Here is a 17,565-nt window from a genome sequence, read left to right as displayed (position 1 = left end):
GCCTTGGATAGGATTATCCTGGCTTCCGGAAGCCCTAGGAGAAGGGAGTTGCTCTCCATGTTGGGCTGGCCCTTTATCGTGGAGGTCCCCTCTGTAGACGAGGAATCCATCCAAGGTGAGGCTCCGGAGGATATGGTCCGTAGGCTGGCCCTGGAGAAGGCCGATGCCGTATCCTCTCGCAACGAAGGAGAGATCGTTCTGGCCGCCGATACCGTGGTGGTATTGGACGGAAGGGTGATGGGGAAGCCCGAGTCCGTTTCCGACGGCATAGATATGGTCGAATCTTTGTCCGGAAGGGAACACGAGGTCCTTACCGGCGTAGCCTTGGTTTCCCCTGAGGGACGGATCTCTCGGTTCGAAAGGTCCTGCGTTCGTTTCAGATCTCTCTCCAGAGATGAGATAGTGGCCTACCATGCGACCGGAGAGGGAGCGGACAAGGCCGGGGCCTATGCGATACAGGGGGTGGGTGCCCTTATGGTGGAGGAGATAAGAGGCGATTTCTTCAACGTGGTGGGGCTGCCCCTCTATCTGGTTTCGAAGATGTTGGACGATCTTGGATTTTCCCTGGTTGAGCAATGGAAGGTGATGTAATGCGTTTTTCATGGCGCCGTTTCTTCGCGTTGGTCTGTGTGCTCGTTTTCGTACTCAGTCTTCCCGGCCTTTTGTCCCGTTGGAACGTGGAGAAGAACAGGCGTTCTTCGGTGATTTTGGTGGATTGGTCACAGATTCCCCCTCTCTCGGTGGAGTCGGGCAACTCAATAGAGAAGACCCTTCAGATGCTGGTGGATTCCGGCTCCAGAGGGATCATGATAGGGGAGTTTACCGGAGGTGAGCTGGAAAACGGCGAGCTCCCCCTGTGGTACGGTCCGTTAGAGGATCTGCCCGTCAGGGTCCTGTCCTCTTTGCCCGAAGGCCTTGCGGGAACGGCCCTGATGTTCGACTCTAAAGGGGCTTATGCCGAAACCTGGAGGGATTTTTTGTCCCTTCGCTTTCCCCACGGAAGCCATTCCACGGTGGATGGCAAGTCGGTCTTCGTGGTTCCCTTTTCCAGACAGACCCTTGTCGCTAGGGGGATATTACCGGATCTGAGAGGCCTGGAGATTGCGGCTAAACTTTCTTTGCCGGTGATATATCGTCCCGCTCCGGTGGGAACTCAGTCTTCCGAAACCGTGGTGAATCCTTTAAAGCTGATATGCGAGAGGTTCCCCAACGTGGTGGGGCTTTCGCCTTCGGGGGAGATCGTGGCAGGCTATCCGGATATAAAGGGGTTGGCCGCTATCGTTCGGGAGAGAAATCTCTTCGTGACCCAGGTGGAATTTTCACGCCAGATAGGGGACAAGCCGTTACAGTGGGCCGTGTGGCCGAAGATTCTGTCGCTGCACAGCGTGACCGACGAGGAGGTTATGTCCCGGCGGATCGATAGAAAGACCATGGTCGACCGAATGGTCCGGGCCGCTGCGGAGAGGTCGGTTTCGCTTTTGCTCTTTAGGGTGGATCCTCTCGGAGGAGGCAGGGACCCTCTTAAACGCTATTCCTCCGATATCTCGGAGCTGAGAAATCGGCTTGCCGATAGAGGGATAGACGACAGATGGCCGTCTCCCATGCCAGATTGGGGGTCCTCTCCTACCGGAGCTTTGGCCATGGTGCTCATATGTCTTCTGACGTTATGGGGTTTGGCTCGAAGGTTCAAGGGAGTCGAGGACGATGTCTCCATAAAAGCGATCCTGTTTTTTACTTTGCTGTCTGTTCTCCTCGCTTTGATATCTCTGAGGGTGTCTTCGGCGGCCAAGCTTATCGGCGGTTTTACCACAGCCTTCGTCGCTTCCGAGGCGGTTCTCATAGCTTTAGAGGGGTGGAAAAAACCGGGGCGTGCCTTGATCGCCGGTCCTTTGGTGGCCATATTGGGTGGGATGGCGGTGGGATCGTTCCACAGCGCTCCTCTCTATATGATGAGGCTGATTCCTTTTTCCGGGGTCAAACTGACCCTTTTTCTTCCGATTCTGGTGGTCCTGTTTCACGATCTTCACAGGAAGGTCCACCCTGAGAATATCGGAGAGCTTATGGGACGTCCTCCCATATGGGGGGAGATTTTTATAGCCGGTTTTCTCGTCGCTGCGGCGGGGTTGATGGTATTCAGAAGCGGTAACGTAAGCTCTGTTCCGGGATGGGAGATAGCCATGAGGGACGCTTTGGAGGATCTGTTGGTTACGCGACCCAGGACCAAGGAGGCATTTCTGGGCTATCCCTGTCTGATGCTGTGGTTCTACGTTCGAAGGAACGATTGGATCCCCAGATACAGGGAGGTTCTGAGGTTGGGAGCCACCGTAGCCTTTTCATCTTTGGTGAACACCTTCTGTCATTTCCATACCGCTCTTTATATCACTTTTTTCCGGGTGTTTAACGGTTGGTGGACCGGCATTTTGCTGGGACTCTTGGCTATAGTGGTCCTTAGGTTCTGTTTCCTGCCGTTTATCATGAAGTATGGAAGAGGTGCCGAGGCGTGAAAAGGCGGTTCGTCTCCCTGATATGCGGTTACTACGGGATGGGAAACCTGGGAGACGAGCTTTTACTGGCCGCCGTTCTGAAGGAGCTCGAGTCGGTAGGAGTCGATAGAGACCGTGTAGCGGTGCTGTCCGGCGACACGAAGGGCACCTCCTCGCTCCACGGGGTCGCTGCTTTCGACAGGTGGTCTTTGCCAGAGGTATGGAGGGCTTGTCGCTCGTCTCGTAACTGCCTGTTCGGCGGTGGAGGATTGTTTCAGGATGTCACCAGCTTCCGTTCCGTCCTCTATTACGGAGGGGTGGTCGCTATCTCCAGGGCGGCAGGTTGCAGCCCCTGGCTGTTCGGTAATTCCCTGGGGCCATTTCGGTCTTGCTTTGGCCGAAGGATAAGCTCGTTGGCCTTGAGGGCCTGTTCCGTGGTTGCCTTGAGGGACGATCACTCCATGGCTGAAGCTGGTCGAATGGGCATACCGGCGAGGAGATGCCCCGATCCGGTGATGTCGTTGAACGTACCCCAAGGACGAGGCGACTCTCTGTTGGTGAACCTGAGGCCCTGGGATGGCGATCTGGAGTTTCGTGCCGCCGGAGCTATAGCCGATTATGCCGAACGCAAGGGGTTTCCCGTCGTCGGGGTTGCCATGTGCGGACAGGACCGAGATCTCTTGGATCGTCTCGATAAAGACGGGATCTTGCCAGTCTACAACGTGGTGGAGCCAAAGGGGGCGGACGACTCCGTGTGGGCCGCCGGTTTCGCTTCAATCGGTATGAGGCTGCATTTCTGTCTGTTATCGTCTCTGGCCGGGCTTTCCGGAACGGCGATTCCCTACGATCCAAAGGTGGTGGACTTCGGCCGCTCCGTAGGCTACCCTCTTTGGGACGGTGTCGGTTCTTTCCCCGATCCCGAGGCCCCTAATCGAGGCTGGATAGACCGTTGCCGAAAAGGCGTGTCGGAGACTTTCAGGGATTCCTGGCGGGAGGTGTTTAGAGGATGAGTTCGAGTCTCGAAGCTCTGGCTATGTCCATAAGAAAGGACGTAGTCAGAATGGTGGGTAATGCCAGATCGGGATACGTTGCCTCCGCTCTGTCTGTTTTGGATATACTGGTGTACCTTTACGAAAAGGAGCTCGACGTGGATCCTAAGAACCCCAAGGCCTTGGACAGAGACCGTCTGATTATGGGCAAGGGACACGGTTGTCCCGGGTTGTACGCCGTGCTGGCCCATAGGGGCTTCTTCGAGAGAGAGGCCCTTTGGAACTTCAGAAGGCTCGGAGCGTTGCTTCAGGGGCGTCCCGACGGGGCCAGGACTCCCGGAGTGGACGTGTCCTCCGGAGCTCCCGGCCTGGCTCTGGGTATAGCAAACGGAGTAGCCCTGTCCATGAGGATGGACGGTTTAAAAGGAAGGGTCTTCTGTGTGGTCGGAGACGGCGAACTTCAGGAGGGCTCTCTGTGGGAGTCGGCTATGACGTCCTCTCACATGGCCCTGGACTCGGTCACATTGGTGGTCGATAAAAACGGCGATCAGATGGGGGGGGCGGTCGACTCGATAAAGAGATTGGATCCTCTGGAGGATAAGTTTCGCTCTTTTGGGTGGAACGTTACGTTGGCGAACGGTCACGATTTCTCCAGTTTGGACGTCGCTTTTTCATCGATCAGGGGTGAAAGTGGTCGCCCCTCGGTGATCATAGCGAAGACCATGCGTGGTAAGGGAGTATCCTTTTTCGAAGAGGGACGTAAGAAGGATTCTGGCCTCTCGAGGATGGAGACGGAAAGGGCTCTGGAGGAGCTTGGAAACGGAGATAGAGATGACCGATAGGATTATGGTGGATCTTCTGGACGACGTCTTTTTGTCCCTGGGTTCCGACGATCCAGATCTAGTCATACTGGACGCCGACGTGGCCTCCAACTGGCTTACCCGTTTTTCCGAGTCCTTCCCCGGTAGGTACATCAACCTGGGGATGGCCGAGTTGGACGCTGTGGCCACCGCTGCCGGGATGGCCTCGGAGGGAAAACACGTGTGGTTGTTTTCCACAGCCGCAAGGTTGCTCGGACGAGGGTACGACGCTTTGCGTACCGCCATCGCCATTCCGGGACTCAACGTCAAGATGATAGTCTCCCACGGAGGGGTGTCTGCCGGAGAGGATGGCGCCGTCGCTCAGATGCTGGAGGACCTGGCCCTCACCAGGTCTTTGCCGGGGGTCTCGGTGGAGGTTCCGTCGGACTGCGTCTCGGCGGAGGCCATACTGCGAAGGATAGCAGGTGCCTCCGGGCCGGCCTACGTGAGGTTGACCGGAGAGCCGACGGAGGATCTGTACGACGATTCGACGGTAAAGGACGCCATAAACGTATCGATCCCCTTGGTCGAGGGAACAGGTGTGACCATATGTGCCTGTGGTATCATGGTTCACGAATCTCTCAAGGCCGCCGCCATCCTGAAACAGCAGGATATATCGGCGGAGGTTATAGATTGTCATTCGGTGGCTCCTCTGCCGGAGAGGTCCATACTGGGGTCGGTCCATCGTACGGGATGTTGCGTAGTGGCGGAGGAACATTCCTCCAGAGGGGGATTGGGCGAAGCCGTCGCCTCGATGCTGTGTCGCCTTTATCCCGTCTCCATCCGTTTCGTTTCCGTAGACGACAGACCGGGGCAGAGCGGATCTCCCAAGGAGCTTCTGGAGTATTACGGCCTTACGTATCAGCAGATAGTGGGGGCTGCCGTGGAGGCGTGGACTATGAGGAGGCGATAGTATGGACGTAAGGATGGCCGGGGTTACAAAGGTTTTCAAACCGGACATAATGGCCATAAGCGACCTCTATCTCTCGATCCCCAAGGGGGATTTCGTGTATCTCATAGGGGAGACCGGCTCGGGTAAGAGCACCCTGTTGAGGATGATAACCAGGGAGGTCCGTCCCAGCAGAGGGCAGATCTCCGTCGGCGGCGTGAACGTAAGGAGGCTGAGGCGAGGCCGATTGCCCCATTACAGGAGGGATATTGGAGTCGTTTTTCAGGATTTCAAGCTTCTTCCCCATCTCACCGCCAGGGAGAATGTCGCCTTTACTTTAGAGGCCATGGGATTATCCCCCAGGGTGGTGAAAACCCGGTCGGACGAGGCGGTGGACCGGGTAGGTATGTGGCATAGACGTAATCTCAAGCCCCCCCAGCTTTCCGGTGGGGAGCAGCAGAGAGTTGCCATAGCCAGGGCGATAGTCGGCTCTCCCGCTCTTTTTCTGGCCGACGAGCCCACCGGTAACCTGGACGCCCACACGGCCGAATACGTCATGAAGCTGCTGCTTTCCATCCATGCCGCAGGGACCACCGTGATAGTCGCTACCCACGACGGTTCGTTGGTGGACTCCTATCGACAGAGGGTCGTGGAGCTTCACGAAGGCCGTCTCGTCAGAGACGAGAGAGGGGGTAAATATCGAAACGATGGCGACCTTTAGATACGCTCTCAGGGATACTTTTAGGACAATGGGCTCCCATTGGGGGGTCAGTTTTCTAACCCTCCTGACCGCCTCCGCCGTTTTCTTCCTGGTCGGGGCGACCGCCCTATTTTCCTTGAACATAAAACAGGTGACCTCGTCGATAGAGGGAGATCTCACTATCCAGGCCTTCGTCGATTCGGTGGAGGAGTGCCGAGCGGTGGCGGATGCCATGAGGAGGCTCCCCTGGGTGTCTTCCGTCAAGATTATTTCGCCGGACGACGCCCTTTTGAAGCTCAAGGCCAAGCTCGGGAATCAGGCTAAAGCCGTCACCCTGCTAGGCAAAAATCCCCTGCCTTGGACTGTCGATATAGGAGCCAAAAAGGCCCAGGACGTTCCTTCCATTGTTAGGGAACTCCTATCTCAGCCCTCGGTGGACGACGTGGTGTATGCCGGTGCTCTGGCGGAAAGGCTTGCCAGGGTCTCCGAGTTGTCGGGAAGGGTCGCGGCGGTGGTGCTTATCATAGCCGTCGTCGTGAGCGCTTTGGTGCTGTTCAACACCATTCGTATAGCGGTCTATTCCAGAAAACAGGAGATATCGGTTATGCTGTTGGTCGGGGCTACCAGGCTATACGTTGCCATGCCCTTCGTGCTCCAGGGGGTTTTTCTCGGATTGGGAGGATCGCTTGTGGCCATAGGGATCATACATCTTTTCTACGGAGATATAATAGCTTCGGTCTCCTCCGCTCTTCCCTTGCTTCGATTCGTCACCGATTGGGACGTACTGTACAGGCTCTACGGGATTTTACTGGGAACCGGTGTTGTGGTGGGATGGCTTTGCAGCTGGATGGCTGTGAGCCGTTTCATCCGTCAGGCCATGAGGCCTATGTAGGCAGAGGGTCGATCATGAAAAAGATATTGGGAATCTTTTCTCTGGTTCTTCTGGTCCTGTCCGCCATGTCCACTTCGTCTTGGGCTGCCATGACGGCAGAGGAGCTCGATCGTCGGATAAGGGAAGAGGAGCACCAGATGGCGATATTGGAGCGTCAGGTAAAACACCAGCAGGAACTCATAAACGCATCCAAGAAGAGGGAGGCCGCCTACCTTCAGGAGCTTGCTCGTTTCGATCAGAAGAGGCAGGTGGCGGAACAGAGCATATCCCTCCTGGAACTGAAGAGGAAAAAAATCCTGAGGGAGATCTCCGAGATGGAGAAGGAGATCTCCCGACTGGAAAAGGAGATAGAGAGGATCAAGGGGTTTCTCGCCGAGAGGTTGGTCACCATATATAAATTCGGAGGAACAGCGGAGTTGAATCTTCTGCTGTCCTCCCAGAACGTGGCCGACGCTATGAACACCGGTCATCTGCTTAGAAAGCTGGCGGCTCAGGACGAGGATCTGATCGGCGAGGTGGAGAGGGAGACCCTGAGGATCCAGGAGCTAGTGGAGGGATTGTCCTCCAGGGAGAGGGACCTTCAGGCCAAGAAGAAGGACCTGGCGGTCCAGAAAAGACGTTTAGAATCGGCGATCGCCGAGAGAAACAGGCTCTTGAAGAAGCTTAGGGAGAACCGTTCCGCCTATCAACAGAGCGTCAAAGAGGCGGAGGAGGACCAGAGGGAGATCAGGGCAAAAATCAAGTCCTACATAAAAGCGAAACAGGAGCTTGCCCGATCCAATAAGGACGGAGGCGGTGGGCAGGCCCCGTTGCCGCCCCATAGGGGCAAGTTTCGCTGGCCCGTTAAGGGCAAGCTTACCAGCCGTTTCGGAACCAGGGTCCATCCGGTATTCAAGACCAAGACGGTCCATACCGGAATAGATATAGCCGCTCCCAAGGGAACGACGGTCAGAGCCGCGGGAAAAGGAGATGTCCTGTACGCCGGATGGCTGAGGGGATACGGACAGATCGTAATATTGGACAACGGAGGGAATTTTTCCACCGTCTACGCCCATCTCAGCCGGATTCTCATCTCCGAAGGGCAGAGGGTCTCGGACGGTCAACCCATAGGAAATGTCGGCGATACCGGGGTGGCTACCGGTCCTCACCTTCACTTCGAGGTCAGGGTCAACGGAGATGCCAGGGATCCCTTGAAGTATCTGTAGCTTGAACGGAGGACATGATTATGTGGAAAAACTCTAGAAAGATATTGTTGGGGATTCTGATAGGAGCCGCCTTGGTCTCGGGCATAGTCGCCGCTCAGGCTCGGGACGGAGACCTCGACAGGGTGGCGCCTTTCGACCTTGATTCCCTTTGGCTTATGAAGCAGGCCAGAGCCATCATAGAGGCCTATCAGGTGGATGCGGCCAGCGACGATGTCACGGAGAAGGATCTGCTTTACGGAGCCATGGACGGAATGGTTTCCGCCTGGGGCGATCCTTACACGAGGTTCGTCGATCCCGAACAGCTGGAACAGGAGCAGACGGACCTTCGTGGCAAATACGGGGGCCTTGGCATATACATAGGCCAGAGGGACGGAGCTATCCTGGTGATAAGTCCTATAGAGGACACTCCGGCGGACAGAGCCGGCCTGAAGCCTCAGGACCAGATAGTGAAGATAGGGGATGAGATGGTCATAGGCTGGGATCTCCACGAGGTGGTGGATTCCCTTAGAGGCGATCCAGGTACACCTGTCACGGTATGGATACGTAGAGAGGGAGAGTCGGATCTTCTGAAGAAGGAAATGGTCCGAGAGGAGATAAAGCTTGAGTCCGTCCGCTTCGAGATGCTCAGCGACGACATAGGCTATGTCCGCCTGTCTCAGTTCAAGGATACGAGCCCCTCCGATCTGGGTAAGGCCGTGATAGATCTGAAGAACGAAGGAGCCAGAGGTCTGATCCTAGATCTTCGAAACAACGGTGGCGGCCTGTTGAACGCCGCGGTTGAGATCTCCGATATGTTCCTGAACGGTGGACTGGTGGTTGGAACCAAGGGAAGAGTCGAGCGAGCCAACGAAGAGCTTTACGCTACAGACGGGGTTTTGACAGATCTTCCTCTGGTGGTCTTGGTCAACGAGGGAAGCGCCAGCGCGTCGGAGATAGTGGCCGGAGCCGTCAGGGACAGAGGCAGGGCCGTCTTGGTCGGCAAGAAGACCTTCGGCAAGGGCTCGGTTCAGACCCTGTTCAACCTGATAGACGGTTCAGCCATATACGTGACCATCGCCCGATATCATACCCCTAACGGCACGGTCATAGATCATATCGGCATATCTCCCGACATAGAGGTCGACGGGGAGTGGTCCAGAGAGCACGATAAGGACGATCAGCTCAAAAAGGGAGTAGAGACCTTGGAGGAGCTTATCGGAGGAGCTCCCATCCTGTCTATTTCGGAGGATGTCGTCGGTTAGTTAAGTCGCGGTAGCAGGAGATTAAGGTTGCGCCGATCGATAGGAGAGGTTATTATGGCTCGGTTGTCCGACGAAGAGTCGGACCAGGAGTTATCACTCCAGTTAGGAGGCAATTGCCTTGAAGGGAAAAGTAGAAGCCATCATAGGTGCCCAGTGGGGCGACGAGGGAAAGGGACGAGTCGTCGACTCTTTGGGGGACCGGGTGGACGTGTTCGCCCGGTATCAGGGAGGCGCCAACGCCGGACACACGGTGATCGTGGAGGGCAAGAAACACGTCTTTCACCTGCTTCCCTCGGGAATGCTGTATTCGGGAAAGACCTGTGTCATAGGAAACGGTGTGGTGTTGGACCCCGAGCAGCTTTTAAACGAGCTCTCCGAGCTTCAGGGGAAGGGAGAGGACCGTTCCCGTCTGGTGATAAGCGGTTCCGCCCATGTGGTGATGCCCTACCACAAGAAGCTCGATCAGGCTCAGGAGGCAAGTAGGGACCAGGGTAGCAAGATAGGCACGACCGGCAGGGGGATAGGTCCCTGCTATGTGGACAAATACAACCGTTGCGGTATAAGGGTCGAGGATCTGCTGGACCCTGAGGCTCTGAGGGAGAAGCTGGAGTCCAACCTGGACGAGAAGAACCTTCTTTTCACCAAGATATACGACGAGGCTCCCCTCTCTTTCGACGAAATATATCGTCAGGCCCTGAGCTGGGGTAAATCTCTTAAGCCTTACGTGGACGACGCTTCTCTAGTCATAAACGATGCCCTGAACAAAGGACAGACCGTTCTGCTCGAGGGTGCCCAGGGTACCCTTCTGGACGTGGACCACGGAACCTACCCTATGGTTACCAGTTCCAGTCCTACCTCTGCCGGAGGCTGCGTAGGCCTGGGGGTCGCTCCCCTCTACGTGGAGAAGGTCTACGGCGTGGTGAAGGCCTATCTCACAAGGGTAGGAGAAGGACCGTTCCCCTCGGAGGATAAGGGCGATACCGGCCAGTATCTGAGGGATAAGGGCGGAGAGTACGGCGCCACTACCGGACGTCCCAGAAAGTGTGGTTGGCTCGATATGGTCGCCCTTCGCTACGCCGTAAGGATCAACGGTATGACCCACATTACCCTGACCAAACTGGATGTACTGACCGGGCTCAGAGAGGTAAAGGTCTGCGTGGCCTATCGATCGAACGGGGAGGACAGGACCGAATTCAACGGGAACGTCCGTTATCTCAACGGTGTCGAGCCGATATACCGCTCTTTTCCGGGCTGGGACGAGGACATCTCCTCGGTCAGAGTTTTCGACGATTTGCCCGAGGCGGCTAGAACTTACGTCCGCTACATAGAGGAGGAAACCGGTGTCCCAGTGTCTATCATAGGAGTCGGACCCGAGAGGGATCAGATGATAGTCAGGGATATATAGTCTATTTTGTTAGACGCAACGGGCGGGGTCTTTGGGACCTCGCCCGTTTTTTCGTTAGGAGGGGCTGTATGATCCTTTTCGACATAGATTTTTGTGGGCCGGAGGACGGTCCGGCTATAGTCGACATAGACCTTCGTTCCAACCGGAATCCCTGGCCTTTATCGTCGGTGATGGACGATCTCAGAAACCGTTCGGGAGAGATCGTCTACATGGGTGCTTTCAAAAAAGACGCCCTCCTGGGGTTTGTCGTCCTTGAGCGAAGAAAAAAACTGGTGTGGATCATGCAACTGGCGGTCTTGTCCGACTGGCGGAGGTTCGGTATCGGAGGGCAGCTTCTCTGTTCCGCCTACGCCATAGGGGAAGAGTGGGGATGCCGCGGGGTCGGCCTTACCGTGAGAGTCTCCAATTCAGGGGCTAGAGCTCTTTACGAAAAAAACGGTTTCGTCCAAGTGGCTACCTTGCCGGGATATTACGGGGACGGCGAGGATGGAATCAGGATGCAGAGGAATTCGTTAATTACATGACAAGCTCAAAGCTTTATTTGTCTTTTCTCTCATGGCTTAAGGGCACCTCTGAAAACTCCAGTCCTCGGAGAGGTCGTTTCGGAGGAGCCCATTCGAGCCCGTATTTCCGACCTGCCGTCGTGTAGTACGAATGGGGCGACAGGACGTCGCCCCAAGCCGAGGGGGCACAGGACGTGCCCTCCGAGGCGGTCTGTACGAAACAGGCAGGTTGGGAATACGTTTGGGCGAGACAGGGCAGAGCCGAAACGACCTCTCCGAGGAAACTTGGACGTGAGTTCTTAGAGACACCCTTAAGCTTTTTTTGCCGAAAACGAAAAGGGTTGACTTGCACTAGAAGGCAGCTCTCTATTCTTAATTCCTTCTTTGTCAGGGTCTTTCGGCCCATTAGTTCAGGACTTATTCAAGTAGTCGAAAAACTGATGGAGTGATACAAATATACCGTATCCGTTTTATCTAGTCTTATAAGTTTTCTACGAGACAGGGAAGTCTTGTGCCCTTTTGCATGGAGGTGTGGAGGTTGCGTATCTATTCGAACATAGCTTCTTTAATTTCACACAATGCGCTATCTAAGGTCAACGGCCGTCTTGAAAAAACCACCAGACGGTTATCCACGGGGCTGAGGATCAACTCGTCCTCCGACGACGCAGCGGGACTGGCCATCTCGGAGAAGATGCGGGCTCAGATAAAGGGGCTGGATCGGGCCGCAATGAACTCTCAGGACGGAATATCGTTGCTTCAGACCGCCGAGGGCGGACTGAACGAGATCCATTCCATGATCCAGAGGATGAGGGAACTGTCGGTCCAGGCGGCCAACGATGTCCTAACGTCCGGAGACAGGGGGCACATTCAGGACGAGATAGAACAGCTGGTGCAGCAGGTAAACGACATAGCGAACCAGACCCAGTTCAATAGAAAAAAACTTCTCAACGGCAGCATGGCAGCTCTGTGGAGTACCTCCACGTCGGACATAAGCGTGGTAGTCTCCGACAATCTGCTTTCCAAGGACGTGATGAACAACGTCAAGTCCGCTGCCGGAAACTACAAACTCACCTTCAGCACCGTTTCGAACGGCATGGAAAATATCCAAAAGAGCAACATAATGTACCTTAAGCACGGAACCCACGAGGCCAGCGTGGTCAACAACGCAGAGGGATCCGGTCTCGTCGGGATGACGGCACTAAACATGGTCGAGGGTATATGGAATTTGGAAACTAGAGAACATCCTTTCGGTGGTATCCGCTACTATGTGGGAAGTGCGAATTCCGATCCCCCCACTGTCGGAGGAACTCTCGAGGTTTCACCGACCCCTAACATTGTCTCTCCCGGCACTTACGATGTCAGACTATCCGACAGGGTCCCCATGATGGCCGACTTCGACGCGGCCCTCGCCGCCGGAGTGGTGGAGGGGGTCAACATGAGCAGTCGGGCGGCTGGCTCCAACTTCGACGCCGAGATCGCCGTGACGGCCAATGGTGGTGGTACGCCTTCCTCCTCTCAGGTTTACCGAAGCGATTTGAGCGGGGGAGGAACGGTAAACGCATCGGGTGCTGCTGGCGATGTGTCCGTCGGAACCAACGCCAACAACGGGGTGAACCTCTTCACTCATTACGCCGTCACCGGCACCGACCGTAGAGACCTCATGGTGGGCGACATAAACCTGACCGAGAGGTACGTCACACACCAAAACGCCGCCATGACGGTCAACCTGGACTATCAGTCCAGCACCGATACCGACGCTACAATAACTTACTACACCTCGACGGCGGGAAATTCGATAAACGTTACCTCCCACTATAGGACCCTCGCTGGAGCCAACCTCGACATAGGGGGAACCACAGTAAACATCGGCGGCATGGACATGGACGGCATAGCGGGAGCGATCAACGGAGCGGGGATAGCAGGATTTTCAGCGTCGGTCCAAGGAGCGGGAGATACCAGGTACATAAGGCTACAAAATTCCACAGGAGGAGCTCTGACCGTGACCGAAAACGGGGTCGGAGCCCATGGCCTGGGACTTAACGGTAATATCAATAACGGTGCGATCCGCGACGGAACCGCCAGGGACTACAACAGGACCTTCACGAGCAACCTCAACAACATGACCCTGTCCAACATCGCAACGACCATAACGGGAGCGCCGTCCAGCGCTTTTTCCGCTGCCGTTGCAGGAGGAGGAGCGGTCCAGGGCAATGTCGTCGTGACGGGTCACCAGAACTACGACGTCACAGTAACCACGGCGGGCGACGTTGCCGGAGAGCTGTCCCTGGATTCTGTCATAAACGGAGGGGGAAGCCACACGTCCACCGGCGTATGGGATGGCAGGACGACGACCATAGGGACATCGGGAGATAGCCTTAGCACCATGGCCACTAACCTACAAAACGGTGTAAACGCCGTCATCGGTGGAGGCTTCACCGTCGCCACGACTGGACCTGGGCCCTTACACGGTCTTTCCATGGCGAACGCCACCAACTATCGGGTAGCCCTGAACGGGACATCCATAAACGAGCTAGTCACCGGGACCTACACTCCCGGCACGATGACCATCAACAGGGGCAACCTTCTCGCTAATACCGGCGACAAGGTCTACGTTAATCACGACGTGGTCATAAACGTCGGGGACCAAGATGCACTGGATATTGTGTCTACCCTCAACGCCGGGATCAATACGGCCTTGGGAGCCGATGTGCTGAGCGGCAACAACGGTCTGAACCCGTTCTCCACTGTGGCTGGCACTCAAAACAGGACGGTTCGTCTCTCCAACGGCTTAATTTCGGGATACAAGATAGACATAACAGCCGGTTCCGATGGATCCCTGGCGGAGGTATGGGGAGGAGCCATAACCACCGACAGAGGCGTCAACGACGACGGAAACGCCCTCGATTACGACAGGACGTCGACCATAGCTGTTACGGGCATGAACATGGAGGAGGCTTACGCTGCCATAAACGGCGACGCCAGATTCTCCACCGCCTGGCTGACCCAGCCAGAGCACGGCACGCCGCAGCATGACGGTCGTATGTCCATAACAAACGTCACCACCGGTGCCGATCGACGCAGGATATCGATGATCCAGTCCGGGACGGATCAGGGAAACGTGGTGGACGCAAACAGGAAGCTGTTCGAGTCGGCCGGTCCCCTGTGGTCCTCGACCGAGAGCAGCGGAGCAGCGGTCGCAAACTCCCAGACCCTTCAGGCCCACGACAGAATGACCGTTCAGGTCACGTGGGACGGGAACAGGGCCTCCGACGCTGCGAGGGTAAACGGTACAGCCTCCACGACGATATGGGAGGGTGGCTTCGGCAGCGGAACCTCGGCTGAGAACGCCGCAGCGGTGACAGCAGCCATGGGTATCGCCGGGTTTACCTACGATAGTTTCTCCATAGGCGACGGAGATATCCATGGCTCGGATTTGGCTACTAATGATTCTTGGATGACCTACACCAAGGCGGAAGTAGTCGGTGTCAGCGATAATCTGGGGCTTAGTCTCTACGATGGTCTTTACACCGATGCAGGGAATAATTTGGGTGTGACCAACGGGATAACATATTCGTTCAACGACGGGGTTTTAGACAACAGTTCAATAGCCATAAATCAGTTGGTCCGCAGTGCTGCCGGTATCGGAGGTTCCGCCAGCCTTGCCCATAACGTCGATTTCGGAACGGTCGACAGCAATACATCTTTTACCTACGGGGAGAGATCTGGAGCGGGTACGTACTGGGACAACACCGCCGGTGTCGATTCCTGGTATTCTCATTCCTATTATGCCGGGGACAGTACGTATTACTTCGGCAACGGAGGAACTCCGGCCAGCATGATACCCAGCGCCGAGGTCTACAGGCAGAACGACATCAATGCGTCTATGATGTTCGAGTTCGATAACGGCGTGTTATCGGTGAGGGCGAAGGGGTTCGATCGAAACGGCACGGAGCTTCCTGCCACTGCCGATACGACCCCCTACGAGCTGACCGCGGCGGAGTTTGCTAGTCTCTCGGCCGGAGCTGACATAACTCTGCACGGCGTTCATTTCACCGACCTTCAGATAGACACGGCCAACCTGAAAGCGGGGGACAAGTTCGTCATAAACGTGGCGGCGGCGGCCAAATTGGATGCCGTCAACACCGGACCGGCCATTGCAGGTAACTTTCAGTCTACTGCCAACATCGCCATAGACGGGGACCCCTTTCGTCAGAATAGTCCCGGAGACTGGGGGGCTCTGGCGCAATATCGTCTGGCTGAAGGAGTGGAGGACGGCAAGAACCTGAACCTCCTGGGCTACTATATTGATCCTCTCAACGGTAGCAGCGACATCCCCGGATTGGGATATTATAACGGAACCCTCATCCTTCAGGCCGAAGGAGGGGGCTTTAACGCCGGGAGTACCGTAGGCGAGCCTGGAAACGACGACGGTGGTTCCCATAGGATAACGGCGGAGATAAACTATCAGGGCGATACGAAGCCATCCGCCGGGGCCTTGGTCACCAGTTGTTATTTCGGAAAGATGGAAAAAGGCGAGACCAAGGACATAAAGAGTTTTATCGGGGGAGTAGGGTACTCAAACTATGTCTACGGTACCAGGTCTGACGGTACCTACGGTCCTTTGAACGAGGCCGGATCGGAGGAATACAATAAATACAACGGTTCCCTGATATTCGACGTCATAGAGACGGAAAATCAGGTCGTGAAGTTCAGGATACAGGGACACGTAATAGATCGTGAGGGCAACGAGTGGTACGTACAGGAGGACGAATACGGAATGAACTGCGGACCTAACACGGCCCAGGATTCATCCGTTCAGCCTCCAATCATTCCTGCGGAGGTAACGAATCCGTTGGTCCTTTTCAGAGATTCAGAGTTCGGAGGTCTCTTCTTCGATGAGTTCACCCTGGGGGATTTCGAGAACTGGACCGATGGGGACAGATTCACCCTATCCTTGACGGCTAGTGGCTTTGAGGATGGTCTAAGCGAGGACGACCAACAGACCGACCCGGCGCTTCAGCCCGATATAGATGAGATAGACCTGTTCTCCGACAACAGGGGCACTAATATGCCCCATGCCTTCCGATTCGACGAGGGAGTATTGGATAATTCCAAGGTAGATTTGGGGATATATCAGCTGGCCAACAACATAGCTAACCCTTCTGGGGGTAATTTCCATAAGAATCAGGTGATGGACGGCACCTTGTCCCTGATGTTCGATGATTATCACCCCGATGGAGACGATGTCATCGATGACGCATTGTCCTTCGATGTTATATACGAGGAAGGTATGGATGCTGGTAAGGCCCATTACTACAGTCGTGTCGAGGATATTGCCCAGTTCTACGATGCCAACGGAAGGTATATCCTAGATGGTAATATGGAATCCCTTACCGTGCGGCAGGATGACCGAGAGATATCCGTGTCTCTTGGCTCTACGGCGGAGGTCGGCAAGCTAGCGGAGGATATTTCCGAGCAGATATGGTTGAAGTTGATGATGCAAAACGACGGACAGTTGAGAGACGAGGATGACACTGTGCCCTACGGCTATAGTCCCGGCCTGATGAACGAGAGGGATAAAAATGAGATACTCCAGTTCGTCAACAAAGTCTCCGGAGAGAGTGCGAACGAGTCGGTGGTCTCGACTCTTTTGGCCCATTCGGTGATATCAGGAAAGGATAAACAGCTTCATTTTTACGGAAGCGAGGAACTGATGAAGGCTCTGGGTTTTGCCACAATCCAGGAGGCCGAGGAAGCGCAGTTCCGATTGACCGTATCGGATGCTCACAACGGGAAGACCGTCTCCAGCGGCACGAAAGTTCAGGCTGGTGACAGAATCTCCGCTGTAATAGCCGATGGCATCTCCCTAGATATATCAGGCGATATAGGGCTGAACCGGGTGGTCTACAACGATGGAAGAGGAACCTTCGAGGGCGATCGTAACTCGGTATTCGAACATTACGTTCATCTGGCGGACAATTCTGCCTTCCTTCAGATAGGAGCCAACGAGGGGGAGGACGTCGATCTTCATCTGGGAGATATGTCCTCAGAAGCCCTTGGAATAGACGGTCTGGACGTGAGGACCAGGGAAGAGGCCGCAAGGAGTATAACAGTGTTGGACAGCGCTCTCGACTCTGTCTCGTCTCAAAGAGCGATAATAGGAGCCCAGATAAACCGTCTGGAGCACACCATAACCAACCTGGACACGGCGTCTTTGAACCTGACCGCCTCCAGATCAAGGATCGTGGACGCAGATCTGGCCAAGGAGATGATGGAGTTCACAAAGCTTAATATACTGGTCCAGTCGGGCATGTCGGTTCTGGCCCACTCGAACCAGACCCACGAGAACGTGTTGAGGCTTTTGAGCTAACGTCGTCGTTTTTATTCTACTTGGCGTC

General features: G+C 55.4%; 12 protein-coding genes. All 12 read left to right on the top strand.

Translation table 11 applies throughout. From position 1 onward, the window contains the following. Positions 1–3: 3 nt before the first annotated feature. A complete protein-coding gene (locus DPEP_RS01040; protein WP_005658834.1) occupies positions 4–591 on the top strand; it encodes a Maf family protein in 588 nt (195 codons plus the stop codon). Beyond that, complete coding sequence (locus DPEP_RS01035) at positions 591–2,504, top strand: DUF5693 family protein (protein ID WP_005658833.1); 1,914 nt, start codon at positions 591–593, stop codon at positions 2,502–2,504. Before DPEP_RS01040 ends, DPEP_RS01035 begins: the two co-directional genes overlap by 1 nt. Further along, positions 2,501–3,493, top strand: coding sequence for a polysaccharide pyruvyl transferase family protein (locus tag DPEP_RS01030; RefSeq protein ID WP_005658832.1), 993 nt, complete (start codon positions 2,501–2,503; stop codon positions 3,491–3,493). Before DPEP_RS01035 ends, DPEP_RS01030 begins: the two co-directional genes overlap by 4 nt. Then, complete coding sequence (locus tag DPEP_RS01025) at positions 3,490–4,314, top strand: transketolase (protein ID WP_005658831.1); 825 nt, start codon at positions 3,490–3,492, stop codon at positions 4,312–4,314. The genes DPEP_RS01030 and DPEP_RS01025 overlap by 4 nt, the downstream gene beginning before the upstream one ends. Next, complete coding sequence (locus DPEP_RS01020) at positions 4,286–5,245, top strand: transketolase family protein (protein ID WP_206740453.1); 960 nt, start codon at positions 4,286–4,288, stop codon at positions 5,243–5,245. The genes DPEP_RS01025 and DPEP_RS01020 overlap by 29 nt, the downstream gene beginning before the upstream one ends. A gap of 1 nt (position 5,246) precedes the next feature. Then, positions 5,247–5,942 (top strand): cell division ATP-binding protein FtsE, encoded by a 696-nt coding sequence (locus DPEP_RS01015; protein ID WP_005658828.1) that lies wholly within the window; start codon positions 5,247–5,249, stop codon positions 5,940–5,942. Continuing rightward, a complete protein-coding gene (locus DPEP_RS01010) occupies positions 5,929–6,813 on the top strand; it encodes a cell division protein FtsX (protein WP_005658826.1) in 885 nt (294 codons plus the stop codon). The genes DPEP_RS01015 and DPEP_RS01010 overlap by 14 nt, the downstream gene beginning before the upstream one ends. A 14-nt stretch (positions 6,814–6,827) precedes the next feature. Then, entirely contained in the window at positions 6,828–8,018 is a 1,191-nt protein-coding gene (locus DPEP_RS01005; RefSeq protein ID WP_005658823.1) for a murein hydrolase activator EnvC family protein, read from the top strand. Positions 8,019–8,038: 20 nt separating this feature from the next. Then, the gene (locus DPEP_RS01000; RefSeq protein ID WP_005658821.1) at positions 8,039–9,259 is read left to right on the top strand and encodes a S41 family peptidase; all 1,221 of its coding nucleotides are present in this window, start codon (positions 8,039–8,041) and stop codon (positions 9,257–9,259) included. 118 nt (positions 9,260–9,377) lie between these two features. Further along, the gene (locus DPEP_RS00995; protein ID WP_005658819.1) at positions 9,378–10,664 is read left to right on the top strand and encodes an adenylosuccinate synthase; all 1,287 of its coding nucleotides are present in this window, start codon (positions 9,378–9,380) and stop codon (positions 10,662–10,664) included. A gap of 68 nt (positions 10,665–10,732) precedes the next feature. Continuing rightward, a complete protein-coding gene (locus DPEP_RS12540) occupies positions 10,733–11,188 on the top strand; it encodes a GNAT family N-acetyltransferase (protein WP_005658817.1) in 456 nt (151 codons plus the stop codon). A gap of 517 nt (positions 11,189–11,705) precedes the next feature. Continuing rightward, positions 11,706–17,537, top strand: a complete 5,832-nt coding sequence (locus DPEP_RS00985; protein WP_005658815.1) for a flagellin N-terminal helical domain-containing protein — start codon at positions 11,706–11,708, stop codon at positions 17,535–17,537. The last annotated feature ends 28 nt before the right edge of the window (positions 17,538–17,565 follow it).

Source organism: Dethiosulfovibrio peptidovorans DSM 11002, assembly GCF_000172975.1.
GTDB classification, from domain to species: Bacteria; Synergistota; Synergistia; order Synergistales; family Dethiosulfovibrionaceae; genus Dethiosulfovibrio; species Dethiosulfovibrio peptidovorans.
The sequence above is the reverse complement of the archived record's forward strand: the minus strand, read 5'-3'. Positions and strand labels throughout refer to the sequence as shown.

Bases quoted from the DNA above. Each gene is read 5' to 3' on its own strand.
- DPEP_RS01035 (WP_005658833.1), top strand. From the start codon at position 591: ATGCGTTTTTCATGGCGCCGTTTCTTCGCGTTGGTCTGTGTGCTCGTT.
- DPEP_RS01025 (WP_005658831.1), top strand. From the start codon at position 3,490: ATGAGTTCGAGTCTCGAAGCTCTGGCTATGTCCATAAGAAAGGACGTA.
- DPEP_RS01015 (WP_005658828.1), top strand. From the start codon at position 5,247: ATGGACGTAAGGATGGCCGGGGTTACAAAGGTTTTCAAACCGGACATA.
- DPEP_RS01010 (WP_005658826.1), top strand. From the start codon at position 5,929: ATGGCGACCTTTAGATACGCTCTCAGGGATACTTTTAGGACAATGGGC.
- DPEP_RS01005 (WP_005658823.1), top strand. From the start codon at position 6,828: ATGAAAAAGATATTGGGAATCTTTTCTCTGGTTCTTCTGGTCCTGTCC.
- DPEP_RS01000 (WP_005658821.1), top strand. From the start codon at position 8,039: ATGTGGAAAAACTCTAGAAAGATATTGTTGGGGATTCTGATAGGAGCC.
- DPEP_RS12540 (WP_005658817.1), top strand. From the start codon at position 10,733: ATGATCCTTTTCGACATAGATTTTTGTGGGCCGGAGGACGGTCCGGCT.